The organism is Pseudoalteromonas sp. LC2018020214 (assembly GCF_016598755.1).
GTDB lineage: Bacteria > Pseudomonadota > Gammaproteobacteria > Enterobacterales > Alteromonadaceae > Pseudoalteromonas > Pseudoalteromonas distincta.
Genome location: NZ_CP066804.1, coordinates 2,149,345 through 2,167,298 on the forward strand (window position 1 = coordinate 2,149,345; position 17,954 = coordinate 2,167,298).

Consider the following 17,954-nt stretch of genomic DNA (forward strand, 5'->3'; position numbering starts at 1 on the left):
TTTAAATCTAGTTTAAATCTAAATTATGTAACTCGTTACGCACCCACTGCGTATTTAAATATTGCTCTACGTGCTGCTGCGAAAACTTTAAAAAGTGACGTGCAGCATGCGAGATGCGCCTATCTGCTTGCATTACAAAAAACTCTATTCAGACATAAATGCTCACAAATATAAAACAATATCTACATGTAAAAACTACAATAAAAAGCATAATAGATCCGATAATTTACCAAAGTGATCGTTTTAAAGTTTATTTATATTGTTTAATAAAAAATCACTTTACTTATTTTTAATTTGGCTCTAAATTCGCGCAAATTTTATTATTAAAGTAACCTCTAAAACTCTAAAACAGTGGTTATTTACCTTGATGAGTCGATAAACACACATGGCCGAATCAGCCGCCACAAGCACCTCTAACAACCCTTTAGCACCCGTTATCGGGCTGTCATTTTTTGCTATTGCATCAGGCTTTTTAATGAGCCTTATTCCGCTGTCGTTACCTGCATTTAAACTTGATGAAAACCTAGCGCCTTGGCTTGCGAGCATTTTTTACTTTGGCTTACTTATTGGCGCCACCACAATAGAGCGCATTGTGGTAAAAATGGGTCATCGCTTGGCCTTTATATTATTTTTAAGCTTATTAATAGTAAGTGTGCTTGCACAACTTGCACTACCAAATACCGTTAACTGGTTAATTGCACGATTTGTAGCAGGTGTTGCTGTTGCCGGTGTGTTTGTCGTTGTTGAGTCTTGGTTATTAATGACCAACACAGCAAAGTCGCGTGCTAAACGTTTGGGTTTATACATGACCTCACTTTATGGGGGCAGCGCGGTTGGTCAACTTGCTATAGGGCCGCTTGGCACCGAAGGTTCAACGCCTTATTTATTTGTAGCCTCGTTATTATTTTTAGCTATTTTGGCGCCTTTATTAATAACTAAAGGTCAGCCCGAAAAACAGCACCTTGAAAAACTACCACTAAAAGAAATAAAAACATTAAGCCACCCAGCTATGCTCGGATGCTTAGCATCGGGCTTATTACTGGGCCCTATTTACGGCTTAATGCCGGTGTATATTTCAGCACAAGCTGATCAAGTTCAGTACACAGGGACACTTATGGCGGTTATTATTTTAGGCGGCATGGTCGTGCAGCCGCTTGTGAGTTACTTATCTACTCGGCTTGAAAAAAGCTTATTGATGGGTATGTTTTGTTTAGTAGGCGCAGCCGGTGCTGTGGGTATACTACAAGCAAACACTTTAGCAGGATTAATAGTAAGCTACTTAATACTAGGCGCATGCAGCTTTGCACTTTACCCGATTGCTATAACACTTGCGTGCGACTCATTGCCAATGGCAAAAATAGTATCGGTAACTGAGGTAATGCTTTTGAGTTACAGTATTGGGTCGGTATTTGGCCCTATGCTTGCTGCAAATTTATCTGATGCACCCAACGGTATTGTGTTTTATTTAGCAGGCTGTTTAATCACTACCTGTATTTATATGTTTATTAAAAGCATTAAAAATATACGCGCGGGTAAAACCCCAGTTGCAGGCTAATCTTTAGCTTAAATACACACTTGTTCATTAACGGATTTTAGCTGTTAAACATCTTGATTTAACAGCTAAAACTATTATTTAGCAGTGAGTTTTTTATGTGGGCTCAAAAAAAACATCTTTTTCCACCCTTGGTTTTGCGTTGTAAAAAGCCACGGCATAGGCACTAACGATAAAATAGAATAATGCACATGAGGCTGTTTTCCTGCGGCATTTCCGGTATCGCCCTGTAAGCCAATTTGACTGTTTATACTTACTACATCACCTGTACTTACCGAGTAGTCATTTAAATGTGCAAAATAATGCACGCGCCATTTAGGCCCAAGCACCGCAACCACCTTACCACCACGGGTTAACTCACCTGCAAATATAACAATACCGCTTGTTGAGGCAACTACGGGAGTATTTTTTGTGCCAAAAATATCAATTCCTTTGTGCACACCCGACCTACCCCAAGGCTCGTACCAAAACGTGTTATGGTTCCAATCTTTACTTGTGGCACCTTGTACCGGAATCATTATTTTTTCGGGAATTAGTAAGCCTATAATTAATAAAGTAGCTATTCCAATTGCAATCCACTTAAGTACTTTCACTTTTCTATCCTTGATATTTAAATAACTTATACTGGTAAATTATTAGCCATAATAACTGAACTCATCATGAGTCGTATTTATGGTGTTTTATTTGAATGAAATACCCGGCTAACATGTACTAAGCTGATCAATTTCAAAACAGGTTTTATAAGCAATTGAGCACTGCCCGCTATAAACAGCCATGTGCCACTTTCTATTAGTGAGTCATTTAAAAAGAAAAAACTGCCAATTAAAAACCAAACAGCAATCAAAAAATCGTTAAACGCTCCCAGCGCTTCATATCGTCGCTGGATGGTAATATGCTCTTGTCCTAAATCTAAAATAAACTGATTACTGGGGTCCATAAGTACTGCTCACTCTTTTATTTCATAATTTAAAAAGCTTGTTTTCACAAGCTAAGCGCACCATACAATAACAAAATTTACGCAATAAAAAACGCTGGCCAATGCGAATCAGCCAACGTTTTTATTGTTTGTGCAAGACTTAACTAATCGTTTATTTTTTCTCTTTTTCTAAACGCTTTTTAAGACTTAATGCAGCATCGGCGGCTAATAAACGCATAAATTCAGAGCCATTTTTAAAGTGCCTAACTATCGTTTTCTTCACGTTTATAAATATATGTTTGTTGGGTTTTAAAGCCAAAACCAATTGGTTCAGCGCCATTTACTAGCTTAACTTTTCCACCTTCAACATTTAAATTTGGCCCAAGTATTTCAATAGCTTTTATCGGCTTATCAGAACCTTTAACCCCTGGGCCTATTAAATAAAACTGACTAACTTGCGTTACATCCGTTGCATCATCCCAATCGCACTTACCATCCGCATCATTATCTGCACACGACGGGCCTTCCCCAAAAAATAGTTTCGGTGTATCTGGTACATCATTACTTGTTGCAAATTTCACATCGTCATAAACCTTCGTTCCATAATGCAAATGAAAGGCATAAAGCGAACCACCGCCACCCGTTAACGAACATTGGTTTTGCGTTGATGATGAAGATGCAGGCGTAAAGGAAGTAAAGTACGCAACCCCACCAACGACCGTTGCTGCAGCAAGGGACTTTTCGCCCGTCCCTAATTCGTATCGCCACCCTTTAAATTCGGCTAACTTAACTTCAAGGTTAACAAATTTATCAACGTCATCAAGTGCGTTACCAAATGGGTCTTCATTCATTTTCATTAAATCATCTGGCACTATTGGGGCTGGAAATTCAGTAAATATTTTTGTTAGGGTGTTTTCATCACGGATCATATACAGCTGATCTTGCTCATTAGTAGCAAGTGGGTTTGAACGATTTCCGCTACCTATAACTATTGCGTCGTACGGGGTATCTAAACGGGTGGTGATCATTTCACCACCATAATTGGTTTTAGTGACTTTACTAAACAGCGTTCTAGCAACTAATGGTTTGTAAAAAAAACGTCTGTCTTGCGACGCTAATGTACTGCCAAGCTCCGCAAGTTTAAAATGGGTAATATCACCTTCATCTTCACTAGGAATATCTACTCGCCAAATATTACCGCCAGTATCGGTTGCATAAATTCGGTCGATATACCCGTCGTAATCTGAGTCAAGCGTAGTTACATCCGCTGCAATACTGTGCTCTCCGGTAAAACCATGCTCATCTGGAGTCAGCGCCCATACCTTTTCGCCAGTTTTAGCATTAACAATGTAGATACCTAGTCCGGTTTCATCTGTTGTTCTAATCGCATTATCTTTGTTTGTATCGTAGCCTGCGCCAAATATTAGCAATGGATCCTCACCAAAGGCTTTAATGTAAGCAATTTGAGGTTTAGACCATGTTTGTGCTAAATATTTAAATTCTTCTGAGCCACCAACAATTGGCTTATTCCATAATTTTTTAGGTTTTTTTGGGTCACTTATATCAAGCGCGTAGTAATTTTTACCGCCTCTGCGCATACCTGCAAATGCCCACACTTCATCACCATCACTTGCTCTAATAACACCATCGTTTAACCCTTCGCTATTTGAGCCTTTATTATTAAAGAACACACTTATAGGTCCATCCATGCCATACACTTTTGTATTTGCAAGATTACTACGCAAAGCAGGAATGTTTTTTAATAAGGCAGCAGGTGTAAAAGCCCACTTTTCTTCAACAGTATCGCCTTTGTCTTCAAACATATGTAAAAAGCCGGCATTAGTACCAACAAGTATGTGAATACTTCCATCGCCGTAATCTATTGATACTGGCTTTGAATGCAAAGGGTCACCAAAAATATTGATTCGCTGATCTACTGATGAGTCATCACCATCTTCATTATCAACATCAACCCCTCGTGCCCAGCTAATATCACTCTCCTGTAAAGTTAGCCCGATATTAGGAATCAAATCAGGGGCAAGATCGGTAACTGTACCTGTCGCTAAATTTAAAATGGTTTGTACTTTATCAAAAGTAAAATCAATAATACTGCCCGTTTTATCTATGTAAATTTTACGGCTGTCAGGGTCTAAAGTTGATAAAAGTAAATTGACGCCACCCTGGGCTACTAAATTCCCATCTGCAGGCTTATTAGTTGGCAGCCAAAATGTTCGCGCTTTCTCATCAATTAACCCATTTTCATCAAGGGCTATTTGATCAGTTGAATCGACTATATTTGCGTCTGACACTTTTAGCTTTTTTAAATTTCCGCTCCAACGTGCGCCTGTTTCAGGGTAAAACATCGCAAAGTAAATTGACTCTCGGCTACGTGTTTGGTCAACATTATTACTTGCTACCGTAGGAGATGAAAAACTATCGTTAACTGCGCGTATTTTCGATATTGTATTATTAAGCGCTTCAGAAAGTTCAGTCGATGTATCGGCATGTAAGTACTCGCCGCCGCCCAATAAAGCGGTTTTTTCTAATAACTTTTTACCATTTGTGCTCATGCCACTACCAAAACCGATAGTAAAAACTCGCCCCGTATCGGCAACCTCTGGCGTAGTCTCGTACAAGTCAACTTCAACATCTCTTGTACCGTGTATTATTTGAGCTAAAGCGGCTAAATAGCTATTACTTGTAGTATTAGGATATGAACCAAAAGTAGATTTGTATAATGATTTGATATCATCATTTCGGGTAATATCTTGTGTTGGATCACCATCAGTCATTAATATTAAGCTAATTGAGTTATCACAACGCTCATCTGCACCAACAGCCTGTTGAAAAGGAGAAACATAACGAGGTATATCAGTACCACTTTGATCTCTCTCAATCGTAGTATCTCGTTTGTCCGTATTTTGCCCATACCAAACCGTCTGCCCCGTCATATATAGGTAAGCTTCCCATAAGGTCTCAGTGATAGGTGTATTCCCGCTAGCAGGCAGCTTTTTTATTTGACCCAATATTTTGTCATGTGAGGAGCCTAGGCCAGCCATAACATAGCCACCATCATTGCCATTAAAACGCATTAACCCAAAATCAATAGTCGCGTTATCAGTTACTAATTGCTTCATAGCGCCTTTTGCAGCAGTTAAACGTGTCTCATTTGGATAATCAATGTATGTTCCCATACTTCCTGAAGTATCAAAAATAATAAGCACGCGAGGGTTTTCGTCGGTTTCAACATTATGGTTTACGTATAGCTCTATATCTTCGGCAAATACAGAAAGGCTTATACCTACTCCGAATAACAAGGCAGCTATTTTTTTTAGTTTGAATTGCATTTTTAAATCCCTTTATTTGCGCTTTTTATTTTTATTGCGCAAGTTAATAACTACTCTATTCCCTGTTTGATTTTTAGTAATATTGAGGTGGGACTAAAAATAAAACAAAAGCCATATCTAGCTATTCATCACAAAACAGTGATTAGCATCCACGTGGCGTCAATGCTATAAAATATATATTACTTCGATTTTTAAATAAAAATAGACTAAAGTCAAAGACATTAGATTTTATTATCAATTAAAAACAACAACTTAAATAAAAATAATCCCATTTTACTGCACAGTTGAATCATGCTAAAAAACTATATTTTTACCTATGTTTCTATATTTATAGATCTATGCTTTAGGTAACAAGTACTTACCAATATAAATTAGTAACGTAAGGCTCTAAAAATCACCTTTAAAAACACTATTATTCAGTAAAACTGTTTTATTAAAAGAAGTGTATTTATAGGTAACTACGGTTATTCAAACATACAAAAAAGCCCATATTAGGTGCTACCTAATATGGGCTTTTATACTCTCGCTAAATTATAAGCGCTTTATACAAGCATTCTTATAAAGATAACTCTTTTTTAGCGCGAGTTAAGTTATGTGTTACAAGTGAGTTTTTAGAAATTTGAACCGCTTCATATAAATCAGAAATACCAGCAGTGTCTTTTTGAGCCTTAATACGTGCTACACCACGGTTACTTAATGCAAACGATGTAAGTTCACGTACTTTTAAACGCGGACCATGGCTTTGCTTAAGCAATGCAATAGCTTGTGTACAAATAGCTTCTGCTTCTTCGTAGTTTCTTGCTTCAACATTTAAAGCACAGCTATTAAATGATTTTTCAAATGCGGGTGCTGCAGTTACAGAGTCTTCAATAACCATTAATTTATAATCACCTTGATTAGCCATTGCAGCAGCTGAGCAAGTTAATAATGAGCCAAGAGCGATGGTTTTTAAAAGTGTAAATTTCATGATTATATTCCTAATTAATTAAGTCGTACTTGTTGCCGACAACTAAACTTTAGAGTGTTAGCTCAATTACCACAAACGATAAAAACAAACCTAATAAGTGAATAAATCTAACCTATAGACTTTAGTCTAATATTTGGTTTTAAATTTACCTAAATTACAAAAATTGAGTTCTTCTAATATACTAAAAAAGCCCTTAGTTTGGTTGCACTAAGGGCTCAGGAACTATGTGTAGATTTAAAAATTAAACTATTCCATGTATTTCTTTCCAATTACCTGGGTGTACCACATAGCCAAATAACGCATGCCCGCCGTATACCAATTCTGTATTCTCAGGTATCCATAACATTTGACCCGGATGAACCAAATGCGTTTCTCCATTTGCAGTTAGCTCAAAGCACCCTTCAATTACAAAAATAACTTCATCGTATAAAACGGTCCAAGCAACTTTCGCCCCTTCCCACTTAGCAAAACCCACTCCAATGTGAGGTGATATTTCTGTGCTTAAAGCACGTGCAACATAAGCCATACCAAGGGTCTCCCCTCTAACATTAAAATCTAGATTTTTGCTGTCTACTAATTTAACTTGTTTCATATTTCGCTCCGGCTTAACCATTTAGCTAAACTAATTCGGCTTTTAACACCAATACCTAAAAACGGCTCTGGAGGATTAAGGCTAGGCATACCTGTAACGTGTTGAATATCGTCGAGGGATTCTGATTGTTCGCCCATCACTAAATCTGCTAATAATGTTCCTGATACTGTGCCCCACGCAATGCCTACACCGTTATCACATGCACTGGCATATACGCCATCATCTAATTCGCCAAAAAAGTTGGTAAAATTACGAGAAATTGCATAAGTACCTCCCCACGAATGGGTAAAAGGAACGTCAATTAACTGAGGATAACGTGCTAAAAACACTTTACGGTGATCATCCTGAATCTGTTTACGCACATTTTCATTTACAGCGGAACTAGCACCGTATTTATCGACATGCTTGTAAGTATTACGAATTAATATGCGGCGATCTGCTGTCATTCTTATCGTTGTGCCAGCATGATCTGCGGGTGTTAAGCCCCAATCTAACAACCCTGTATACGCTTTCATTTCATCATCGTTTAAAGGCCTGGTCCAACTAGCAAAAGTCATGACAGGTAATAATCGATTTTTTAAAAAGCCAAACTCTCGCGTAAATATACTAGTACCAAGCAGTAACTTAGGTGTTTTAACTACACCATGCTTAGAGTGCAGTAGCCACTTCCCATGCTCTTTAGATAAGTTATTTATTGGCGAGTTTTCTAATACCTCAACATTATCAGGAAGGTTATCTCCTAACCCGCATGCTAAAGCCGCAGGCTGAACTAAATAACCACCAGGTGTATAAATAGCGCGACTGTAATAGTTTGTACCCAATACTTTAGAAAGATCATCTCCATTTATATGTTGGTAAGGCTCACCTAAATCTTTCATTAAGTGTTCAAAATGATCTAAGTAAGCTTCACCACGCTCACCGACTGCACCTTGATATTTACCAGCTGCAGACCATTGGCAATCAATCTTATATTTCGACACTAAACTCGAAAGCTGATCTATCGCTGAGCGATTAAGCTTAAGTAGCTTTTGCTTATGCGCAGGATCTGGATGCTCTAATGAAAATTTATGCGGTAGATCAATTACAAAGCCTGAGTTTCGACCCGATGCTCCTTGCCCAATACGCTGCGCATCAATCAATATAATACGTGCATTAGGCGCATGCAAAGCTAGTCGCCTAGCCATTGCAAGTCCAGCGAACCCGCCACCTAGTACAACGTAATCGGCAGTTTGTTCACCTGTTAGTCTAGGTTTTTCTGGTGTTTTAGTTATTGCATGATACCAACCACATGTAGCATCATCGTTTGGTAAATGAATCATTTATTACTCCGCTACAGTAAGCTGTTTTGTATTAAGCTGCTCAAGTAAGTGGCTTCTATTTATCTGAGCTTGTTTACCCAAAAGGGCAAAACCTAGTAATAAACCATCAACAGAATAAAACCGAGCAGTTAAACCATCATCAATCTGCTCTATTTGCCACTCACCAAGTGCCCCTACTGCCGCAGGATAAATAGATAAAGGCATGATTGGAGTTTTCACTATCACTGGTGAACATGTAAAAATAGCTTTGGTCAAGTCGCCTAATAAACAAGAAACCAATGAAGGCACAAGCTGATTAATTGGCGCTATAAATGGCTGCCAGCCTTGACTTGTTTCGGCGCAATCACCCAATGAAAAAATAGTTTCATCACTTGTTTGACCATAGTCGTTAACCTTTATACCTCGGCCAACTTCAAGGCCAGCTTGCTCTGCTAATGCTGTATTTGCTTTTAAGCCAACGGCCGATATAACTAAATCAGCTTCAATTACTTTTCCACTTTGTAAATGTAATTGAGAACTTCCATCAGGCTCAGCGTCAATATGAGAAATACTGTCTTCTAAAAACCAAGAAACCCCAATATCGGTCAATGATTTCTTTAAACGCTCTCCTAATATTTGTGGAATTAAGCGCTCAATTGGCCATTTACCTAAACCAATTACACTCACGTCATAACCACTTGCACTCAAATCGTTGGCAAATTCACAGCCAATTAAACCATCACCTAGAATAGCGATGCGTTTTTTTCCTGTAAGCTCATTTTTAAAACAGCGATAGTCTGTTAAATCATTAATACTTAATACATTACTACAATCGCCAGCAATCGGGATTTTAATAGCAGAAGCACCAGTGGCTAGTACTAACTTGCTATATTCATAGCTGCCAATATTAGTATTTAGGGTCTGCTTATTCCTATCAATCTTTTCTACTCGAGTATGAGGGTAGACACGAATATTAAGCCTTTGCTCCCACTCTAACGCACTTTCATTTTGTAAATCGTCACAACTTTTACCTAATGCAAATGAATTAGATAGTGCCGGTTTACTATAAAGCGCGCCGTTATCAGCAGTAATAACAGTAATAGGGACCGTTGAAGATTGCTTACGAAGTGCTGCCGCTACTTGATAACCACTATGCCCACTGCCAATAATAACAATCGGTTTTAAAGTAATGTCTGATTTTAGGTCTTGTGCTGCAATAGGTTGAGCCTGCTCGATTAGCTCCACATGACTCGCTACTTGAACGTCGTCTTGTGTGATCTCCATCATTTCAAAATCAGCTTTACCTACTAAACAATCTGGGCAAACCCAATCTTCTGGTACATCTTCCCAACGAGTGCCTGGTAAAATGCCATCAGCTGGCCAGCCTTGAGCCTCATCGTAAATAAGACCACAAATAATACAGAGCCATTTTTTCATATCTCTCATCCTACTGACTTTATTTAAAACACCTGTTGCATTCACTTTATTGAATAAAAAATAAGAAGTGAATGCGAGTAACAAGCCGAAATATTGTTTTAATGATGCAAACGAATCGCAATATTGCGGGTTTGAACATAGCTATAAATTGCTTCTTGGCCTTTTTCTCGCCCAAAGCCAGACAAGCCCACACCACCAAAAGGGGTTTCAATACCACCGGCAAACCATTCATTAACAAACACTTGGCCACCTCTAAGTTGCTGAGCAACATTAAATACATGGTTTAAGCCCTCACCAAACACACCCGCAACTAAACCAAAGTTGGTTCCATTAGCAATAGCAACAGCTTCAGTGTCTGTATCAAACGGCATAACAACAAGTACAGGGCCAAATACTTCTTCTTGCGCTATTGTCATTTCTGGCGTTGCTTCAATTATGGTTGGTGCTACAAAGTAGCCAGGCATATCAGGTATATAGCCACCGGTGATGATTTTTGCGCCTTCTTTTTTAGCTTGCTCGATCATTGCCATAACACTGATTTGCTGCGCTTTTGAGACAACAGGCGTTAAATCAGCTTGCTCTTCGCCAGAGCCAATCAATAAGCTTTCAGCCATTTTTACCACTGCGTCTTTCACTTCTGTATAACGGCTTTTATGTACTAATAAACGCGACATAGCAGAGCAAACTTGTCCAGCATTAAAAAATATCCCGCTGCGTACACTACTTACAACGTTTTGTAAGTCAGCATCATGTAAAACAATAGCGGCAGATTTACCGCCTAATTCCATTACTGAAGGTGTTGCTCTCGCAGCAGATGCTTTAAGAATATGCTGCCCTGTAGGCACTGAACCCGTAAAAACAATTTGATTTACTTCAGCGTGTTCAACTAAATGGTTACCTATAACTGAGCCTTTTCCGCAAAGTAAGTTTATTGATCCCTTAGGAAAACCACAGTTTTCAAGTGCCCTAATTAAATACACCATGCCTACAGGTGATATTTCAGGGGATTTAATAACTACGGCATTACCTGCAGCAAGCGCCGGGGCTAAAGAGCGTGCACAAATAGACACTGGAAAATTCCAAGGCACTATTTGAACCGATACACCCATAGGCACATATTGAGTAAAATCAATGTAGTCTTTACCAAGCGGAATAGAGGTACCTTCGAGTTTATCCGCCATACCTGCGTAGTATTCAAAATAGCGAGCCGATTCTAAAAATTCGTCTTTAGCATCTTGCAAAGATTTACCATTTTCGCGACATAGCTCGAGCGCCCCTTCATCAGCAATATCTCTTATTGCTTGCGCCGCATTGAGCATCCAGTGTGTGCGCATCGCAGGGCGTATATCGTTTAACTCGCCGCTATTAACGCATTGTCTAGCCGCTGCCATCGCTTTATCTGCATCGTTAATCGTCGCACTGGCAATTGTTGCGTATAACTGCCCAGATGCAGGATTAATTACATCTATATGGGTATCAGCATTAAGCCATTGACCGCCTATATAATTAAGGTAATGTGCCATCACTCTTGCTCCGTCGCCGATTTAACTTGTTTTGCTAACCATGTCTGAAAAAAGTGAGTTGGCTTGTCCATTTCCGGAGAAAAAGCACCACCACCAAATCCAGGAGAGTAACGTCCTTGCTGCATGCCTTCAACCGCAATAATGTCTTCGCTAAATACCACGCGCCAAGACTCAACGGTCGACGTTCTACATGCCGCATATTCATCTTTCATTGCCTCGTCACCCACATAAAAAATGCGTAATCGCTCAACTGTTTTATCGGTATTTACCGGGTCAATCATCATCGCAAATGCATGGTCGGCTTGAATGCCAATTAAAACATTAGGAAATAGCGCAATATATTCGGCTTGACGTAACTTGTCCTCAGGCCAGTTAGGGAATTTAGGTAAGTGTGTACCGGCGGTATCAGAAAGGTTATACGCTAAGCTACCCTGACCAGAGAAGTGCTCATTAAACATAATGTTATAATGATCTTCTAACTTAGAGTAACTATTTAAAGCGGGGTGTATCCAAGGTAAGTGGTAGGCTTCACAAAAGTTTTCTATTGTTAGTTTCCAGTTACTATTTACTTCTATTTCAATGTGTCCGCTCATATTTACGCGGCGCAATAAATCTAAACCGTCATTACCAATAAATTGTTTCCAACGTTTTTCAAGCGGTGCAATGTGCTCTTCAAAACTTGCAGCATCGCCCGACAAGTTAACAAAAACCATATCCATCCAAATGGCTGAGCGCAGTGCTTTTAACCCATGATTTTCACACTTAAAGCGCTCGTCTTTATGCTTTGCAATACCACCAATATGAGGAGTCCCCTTTAAGTTACCGTCCAGATCGTATGTCCAAGAATGATAAGGGCAGCGGATCATGCCTTGTACTTCACCCTCTTCATGAATCAGCTTCATGCCTCGGTGACTACATACATTATGAAAAACCTGCACATCGCCTTGGCGGTTTTTCATTAGTAAAAGTGGTAAATCCATAAAGTTAATTGGCTTTACGTAACCATTTTTTGTCAAATCAGAAGCGAAACCAACACAGACCCATGTGCTGCCAAAAACCTGATCGCGTTCAAATTTAAAATACTCTGGATTGGTATAAGCCTCATTAGGCATCCCTGTGGCCTCATGAATAGGATTAAGTACACGATCAATCTGCTGAATAGGGATTATTTTTTGTTTTACATTGCTCATGCTATTTCTCCAAACGGTGTGTGTGATGAAAGATAAGTCCTAACTTTTAATTTAAGAAAAACAAATTAAGCGTTTTTATTTAAATTAAACTCTCAGGCCATAACTACATTTTGTTATCAACTGACTTGATTTTGATTAACAACAGTGCACTAAACAAACGATTTTTGCGCCACCTATCGATGAGTTTTTATCATGCATAATTATTAAACTTAACTTTCGACAAAGCTTTAGAGTAATAGCACTAAATTACAGGCATAACTAAAGCTCATGGATTGATGAGAATTTATAATTTGTAATGAGGAAGTAATTTTTCTAGTTTTGAAACACTGTTTAACAAAAAGCAATAAAAAATACACACACACAGGACAACACATGACACACTCCACAATAAGAGCTAAGTCCGGAATTTTTAAAGGACTCAACCCCACGGTTACCATTGCTTCCAAAGTAATTTTAATCGCCTTTATTTTATTTATTGTGATACTCGCTAATAAAGCAGGTCACTACTTTGAAACTCTCGCTACTTTCTTACTTTATAATATGAAGTGGTTTTCTATTGGCTTAGTTTCGCTCGTGGTCGCCTTTTTGATTTATCTTATGGTTAGCCGTTATGGCCATATTAGATTAAGCGAAAACGACAACGACAAGCCCGAATTTAGCTTTTGGGCTTGGATTTCAATGTTGTTTTCAGGCGGGATGGGAATAGGTTTAGTTTTTTGGTCAGTCGCAGAGCCTATGTGGCATTACGCAGATAATCCATTTACCGAAGGGTTGACCGACGAATCAGCCTCAATGTCGATGCAGCTAACTTTTTATCACTGGGGTCTTCATCCATGGTCACTTTTTGTTATTGTCGCACTAGCCCTCTCTTATTTTTCTTATCGTAAAGGCCTACCATTCACTTTTAGATCTATTTTATATCCTATCGTAGGGGAACGTATTTACGGCCCAATTGGTCATATTGCCGATATCATTACCGTTGCTGTAACTGCCTTTGGTATAGCCCAAACTTTAAGCCTCGGTGTTATACAAATAAACTCCGGATTACAACAAACTTTTGGTATTGATATAAGCCTAACAACACAAACTATTTTAATTGTTACTTTATGTACCATCGCTGTTGGATCAGTGCTTTCAGGGGTTGGCCGAGGTATTCGTTTATTATCTCAATGGAATATGCTGCTTTCTCTATTATTAGTATTAATTGTTTTAGCAATTGGACCTACTCGATACATCTTTAATATTTTTTTCGAAAGCACTGGTAACTACCTTCAAAATATTGTGCAAATGGGATTATGGACCGACACACAAAAAGACACCAATTGGCAAAATTCGTGGACTAGCTTTTACTGGCCATGGTGGATGACCTGGGCGCCTTTTGTAGGCATGTTTATTGCCCGTATATCTAAAGGTCGCACAATTCGTGAACTTATAGGCGGTGCACTGATAGCACCGACAGCCATTGCATTTATTTGGTTATCTGTGTTTGGTGGCAGTGCATTAAAAATAGAGCAAGACGAGCGAAACGCCTTTGAAAAAAATAACGTTGCAGCTCAAGTAAGCAATTCAGAGCAAGTAATTAAGCAAGATGTATTTATAGGTGGAACAGTCCTTGAGGCCACAAAAGAAGACAGCACGCGCGCACTGTTTACATTATTTAATAACTTAGATGAAGGTTTATTAGGGACGATACTCAGTATTCTAGCGTGTATATTGCTCGCAACTTACTTTATCACCTCTGCAGATTCAGGAACGTTAGTCCTGTGCATACTTGATGCCGCAGGCGATACTGAACCACCTAAATCTATACGTGTCTTATGGGGAGTTGCAATTGCGGTGATTTCATGGGTATTAATTTATGCAGGCGGATTACAAGCAATTAAATTTGCCTCCATTATTATTGGTTTTCCTATCTCGATTTTTATTTTAATGATGGGTGTAACGCTATTTTATAGTATTCGACGCGAGCCAAAACCTTGGGCAATGCTTCCACAACATGTTCGCCCAGGTAAAGATCAACTCGACGAACCAATAAAGCATACTAATACAATCAACTAAGCTACTAAATAAGCACAAAATACGCGCTGCTCTTAGGTTTGCTCCTTAGGCAGCGCATTCATACTATTAAATATCAGAATCTACACGCCAAATTCTAATCTCAAAACCGAGGGTAATTAAACGAGTCCTCGTTCACCTACCTCATCTGGAATTTGCTGTAACAACCATTCTCTAAAGTGCTTAACGCTTGTTGGCATACGACCACGATTATTAGGTTCTATCATAGAAAACTTAGAACCTGTAGTAAGTACATGTTCTGTTGGCCGGATCAATACTCCACTTTGTAAGTATTCATCAACTAGTGACCCCCACGCTAATGCAATGCCTTGACCGTTAATTGAAGCTTGTAAAAGCATTGGGTAGTTATTAATGTTTATACGGTTTCTTGGCTCAAGTTGCTCAAGTCCAACACCCGCAAACCACTCTTCCCAGTTAACCCAGCCCATTTGTGTTTCATCTAGGTGTAAAATTGTTTTAGTAAAAATATCTTCCGGTTTAGTTGGACTGCCTATTTTTTCTAAATAAGAAGGGCTACACACCGGAAAAACTTCTTCGCAAAACAACGTTGTTATATTCATATTGGCAGGTTGGGTTCTGCAGTAAAATAAAGCGAGATCACACTCCAAGCGGTTTAAATCGACCTCGTTATCGGAGGCTAAAATACGCAAATCAATATCATCGTGTAAATTTTGAAACTCGGCGACTTTAGGTAACAACCATAACGAAGCCATGGCATTTGTTGTTGCTACAGTTATTTTTTTATCACCTTGCCATTTTTTAACTTGCCCAGTTATATCTGAAATATCAGCTAAAGAGCGGCTGATTGCCTGATAATATTGAAGCCCCGTTGGTGTTAAATGAATACTTCGGCTTGCTCTAATAAAAATAGCCTTACCTAAGTACTCTTCTAATTGTCGAATTTGACGGCTAATTGCCCCTTGCGTCACATTTAACTCTTTTGCAGCAATAGTGAAGCTTGAATGTCGTGCAGACGCTTCAAATGCCACTAAACTATTTAACGGCGGTAACGGATTAATTTTCATATAGCTTCCTACTTTGTCTCTACTCAATAGAAAAGACTGACCAACCAATTTGAGAATACATACACGTTTATAAGGTATAAATTAAGGTGAGTAATTTGCAGGTAATTGTTGTGGTCAACTCATTGTTCGCTTGAGTTTTTCTACCAAGTCGATTGCCAGCAACCTATCATCTCAAATAGACTAATTCACTGTAACCGATTATAAAAAGTAATATAAGAGCATAAACTTATTTCAAGCAAAGCTTATGCTCTTCTTTTTTAAAAATAATAACCAATATTAATATTAAAACGGCGCTCAGTTTCATCGCTGTCACCAGCAATTGAGCCACCAACAAACGGCTGGTTTTTAGCGTGTACTAAGTCAAAATAGGTGAACAATCCACCGGCAGCAACTGAAAACCCTGTTACGTTCATCCAAGTATCTGCACTGCTATCAGATTTATCGTAAATTACTCCGTAATCATTATAAAACTGCAAAGCGGTTACAGGCCCCCATTTTACAGGTAAGTTGTAAGCAATATTTGCATTGGTTGTAGTGGCCTCAGCAGCAATACTGTCATAAAACGAGTACGCACCTACAGCCATGGTGTTTGCGTTTTCTATATCGTAATTGTATTCGCCATGTTGAAACTGTAAATTCCACGGCCCTAAATTACTATTCACATGCACTGCCCACGCATAATAATCACCCGCTCTGTCTACACCATCATGTAATCCACCACTTAAAGCAGAAAAGCCAACCTCAGTCTTCCCTTTATCGTGTTCAATATGATAGCCATAACGCGCGGAAAATGTATTATATTCAGCAAGTGGATTATCAAGCTCTGCGTATGTCCCCTCCTGTGCGCCCCTAAAACCCACTACATCATATGAATAACGATCACTACGGTTATCAACATAGCCATCTATGCCACCTAGCTCATCATTTTTAAAAAAGCCTAAATCAAGCTGCCAATTATCTGCTATTTTACGTTTAAATATCACCCCTAAATCGTGGTCATCCTCGAGCCCAATGTAGTAATTAGTACTAAAAAAATAGCTGTGCGAATTATAAGGCCAATTACCAAATGGTACCTTTGTAATACCGGCTTGTACTTGCCAAATGTCAGCAAAATCATATGCTGCATAAGCATATTTAACTGCGGTCATATAATCAAAAAAACGGATCTCGGCATTTAGTTTTACACCACCTACATCGCCTGTAAAATTTATCCTAAAAATATCAAAATCAAAATCCCCACCTCTGTTTTTACTGCCATCCTCGTACGACGTATAACTGTAGTTAGTACGAACAGCCCCACCTACTTTTATTCCTCCTGCTTTTTGCTCAGCTACAACATCTTGCGCTTCGCCACTATTTGATAGTTTTTCAGTATTGCGTTTTATAGCATTTATTTCATTTTTATTGGCGTTTGCAAGCTTGAGCTGTAAATTTTCAACCTGTTGCTGTAATTCGCTTAATTGCTGTTTAACTGTGTCTAGATCATCGCTTGCATTAGCACTACAGGTAACAACCCCCATAGCAACGGCTAAAGCCGATAGTTTAAAAGCTCTCATTGTGTGTCCTTGTGTGCCGTGTTGATGTTTTATTATGTGTAGCATTACTCGTTTTTTTATTACTTTTAGCTTTGTATTCACGTAAACAGGCAATAATACAATTACAAAAAAACAATAATTCCATTAAAAAGTAAGCCTAATCACACGTTAAAACCAACCGCGTAAAAGCAATAATGCTAATAAAAACAGATGTTTTTCGGTATATTAAATATGACTAATAATTATTAACCACATTTATTATTTATTAAAATTAGCTCTCAAATTCTGCTTAACATTTCAGCAACAAACAAACTACTTTTTTGATAGGTCACCATGAGAATTAATCATCAATTAATTCTAAGCGAGGCTATAAGTGCACAGATTTAAAACACAAGGGATGCTGGGCGTTATATGAGGAGTGTTACTTTTATATTGTGATGATGTATGTAATGCATTTTATCAATGCTATAAAACAAAAAAGCCGATGTTGGGATTT

The 17,954-nt window shown here is 38.6% G+C and carries 13 protein-coding genes and 1 pseudogene; 2 read left to right on the forward strand and 12 right to left on the reverse strand.

Going from position 1 to position 17,954, the window contains the following annotated elements; genetic code table 11:
• Positions 1–7: 7 nt before the first annotated feature.
• A pseudogene (locus JG479_RS09450) lies at positions 8–142 on the reverse strand (LysR family transcriptional regulator); the annotation flags it as partial.
• A 243-nt stretch (positions 143–385) separates the two neighbouring features.
• On the opposite strand from JG479_RS09450, the gene JG479_RS09455 reads away from it, so the two are divergent.
• Positions 386–1,555: an MFS transporter gene (locus JG479_RS09455; protein ID WP_200218951.1), complete on the forward strand. Its 1,170-nt coding sequence runs from the start codon at positions 386–388 to the stop codon at positions 1,553–1,555.
• Between the two features lie 74 nt (positions 1,556–1,629).
• Here the strand turns inward: JG479_RS09455 and JG479_RS09460 are convergent, their stop codons facing one another.
• The 9 genes from JG479_RS09460 to JG479_RS09500 form a co-directional block, all read right to left on the reverse strand.
• On the reverse strand, positions 1,630–2,145 hold the full coding sequence (locus JG479_RS09460) for a M23 family metallopeptidase (protein WP_200218954.1): 516 nt from the start codon (positions 2,143–2,145) through the stop codon (positions 1,630–1,632).
• Between the two features lie 77 nt (positions 2,146–2,222).
• On the reverse strand, positions 2,223–2,489 hold the full coding sequence (locus JG479_RS09465) for a YrhK family protein (RefSeq protein WP_200218957.1): 267 nt from the start codon (positions 2,487–2,489) through the stop codon (positions 2,223–2,225).
• 242 nt (positions 2,490–2,731) lie between these two features.
• The gene (locus tag JG479_RS09470; protein WP_200218960.1) at positions 2,732–5,815 is read right to left on the reverse strand and encodes a pilus assembly protein; all 3,084 of its coding nucleotides are present in this window, start codon (positions 5,813–5,815) and stop codon (positions 2,732–2,734) included.
• A 556-nt stretch (positions 5,816–6,371) separates the two neighbouring features.
• Entirely contained in the window at positions 6,372–6,782 is a 411-nt protein-coding gene (locus JG479_RS09475; RefSeq protein ID WP_004336087.1) for a hypothetical protein, read from the reverse strand.
• Positions 6,783–7,023: 241 nt separating this feature from the next.
• Positions 7,024–7,374 (reverse strand): ethanolamine utilization protein EutQ, encoded by a 351-nt coding sequence (locus JG479_RS09480; RefSeq protein WP_010553496.1) that lies wholly within the window; start codon positions 7,372–7,374, stop codon positions 7,024–7,026.
• Positions 7,371–8,693 (reverse strand): NAD(P)/FAD-dependent oxidoreductase, encoded by a 1,323-nt coding sequence (locus JG479_RS09485; protein WP_200218963.1) that lies wholly within the window; start codon positions 8,691–8,693, stop codon positions 7,371–7,373. Before JG479_RS09485 ends, JG479_RS09480 begins: the two co-directional genes overlap by 4 nt.
• 3 nt (positions 8,694–8,696) lie before the next feature.
• The gene (locus tag JG479_RS09490; RefSeq protein ID WP_024590872.1) at positions 8,697–10,109 is read right to left on the reverse strand and encodes an FAD-dependent oxidoreductase; all 1,413 of its coding nucleotides are present in this window, start codon (positions 10,107–10,109) and stop codon (positions 8,697–8,699) included.
• Between the two features lie 98 nt (positions 10,110–10,207).
• Positions 10,208–11,632 (reverse strand): aldehyde dehydrogenase family protein, encoded by a 1,425-nt coding sequence (locus JG479_RS09495; RefSeq protein WP_200220332.1) that lies wholly within the window; start codon positions 11,630–11,632, stop codon positions 10,208–10,210.
• Positions 11,632–12,822 carry an aromatic ring-hydroxylating oxygenase subunit alpha gene (locus tag JG479_RS09500; RefSeq protein ID WP_200218965.1) on the reverse strand — a complete coding sequence of 397 codons (1,191 nt, stop codon included), beginning with the start codon at positions 12,820–12,822 and terminating at the stop codon, positions 11,632–11,634. The genes JG479_RS09495 and JG479_RS09500 overlap by 1 nt, the downstream gene beginning before the upstream one ends.
• Before the next feature lie 372 nt (positions 12,823–13,194).
• Between JG479_RS09500 and JG479_RS09505 the strand changes: the two genes are divergently transcribed.
• Entirely contained in the window at positions 13,195–14,880 is a 1,686-nt protein-coding gene (locus JG479_RS09505; protein ID WP_200218968.1) for a BCCT family transporter, read from the forward strand.
• A 116-nt stretch (positions 14,881–14,996) separates the two neighbouring features.
• Here the strand turns inward: JG479_RS09505 and JG479_RS09510 are convergent, their stop codons facing one another.
• Both JG479_RS09510 and JG479_RS09515 read right to left on the reverse strand, forming a co-directional pair.
• Positions 14,997–15,923, reverse strand: a complete 927-nt coding sequence (locus tag JG479_RS09510; RefSeq protein ID WP_200218970.1) for a LysR substrate-binding domain-containing protein — start codon at positions 15,921–15,923, stop codon at positions 14,997–14,999.
• 257 nt (positions 15,924–16,180) lie between these two features.
• Positions 16,181–17,479 carry a porin gene (locus JG479_RS09515; protein WP_010553489.1) on the reverse strand — a complete coding sequence of 433 codons (1,299 nt, stop codon included), beginning with the start codon at positions 17,477–17,479 and terminating at the stop codon, positions 16,181–16,183.
• Positions 17,480–17,954: the final 475 nt, after the last annotated feature.

Coding starts and splice junctions, on each gene's coding strand:
- JG479_RS09480 (WP_010553496.1), bottom strand. CDS start 7,374: ATGAAACAAGTTAAATTAGTAGACAGCAAAAATCTAGATTTTAATGTT.
- JG479_RS09505 (WP_200218968.1), top strand. CDS start 13,195: ATGACACACTCCACAATAAGAGCTAAGTCCGGAATTTTTAAAGGACTC.
- JG479_RS09500 (WP_200218965.1), bottom strand. CDS start 12,822: ATGAGCAATGTAAAACAAAAAATAATCCCTATTCAGCAGATTGATCGT.
- JG479_RS09455 (WP_200218951.1), top strand. CDS start 386: ATGGCCGAATCAGCCGCCACAAGCACCTCTAACAACCCTTTAGCACCC.
- JG479_RS09495 (WP_200220332.1), bottom strand. CDS start 11,632: ATGGCACATTACCTTAATTATATAGGCGGTCAATGGCTTAATGCTGAT.
- JG479_RS09490 (WP_024590872.1), bottom strand. CDS start 10,109: ATGAAAAAATGGCTCTGTATTATTTGTGGTCTTATTTACGATGAGGCT.
- JG479_RS09475 (WP_004336087.1), bottom strand. CDS start 6,782: ATGAAATTTACACTTTTAAAAACCATCGCTCTTGGCTCATTATTAACT.
- JG479_RS09510 (WP_200218970.1), bottom strand. CDS start 15,923: ATGAAAATTAATCCGTTACCGCCGTTAAATAGTTTAGTGGCATTTGAA.
- JG479_RS09465 (WP_200218957.1), bottom strand. CDS start 2,489: ATGGACCCCAGTAATCAGTTTATTTTAGATTTAGGACAAGAGCATATT.
- JG479_RS09485 (WP_200218963.1), bottom strand. CDS start 8,693: ATGATTCATTTACCAAACGATGATGCTACATGTGGTTGGTATCATGCA.
- JG479_RS09470 (WP_200218960.1), bottom strand. CDS start 5,815: ATGCAATTCAAACTAAAAAAAATAGCTGCCTTGTTATTCGGAGTAGGT.
- JG479_RS09515 (WP_010553489.1), bottom strand. CDS start 17,479: ATGAGAGCTTTTAAACTATCGGCTTTAGCCGTTGCTATGGGGGTTGTT.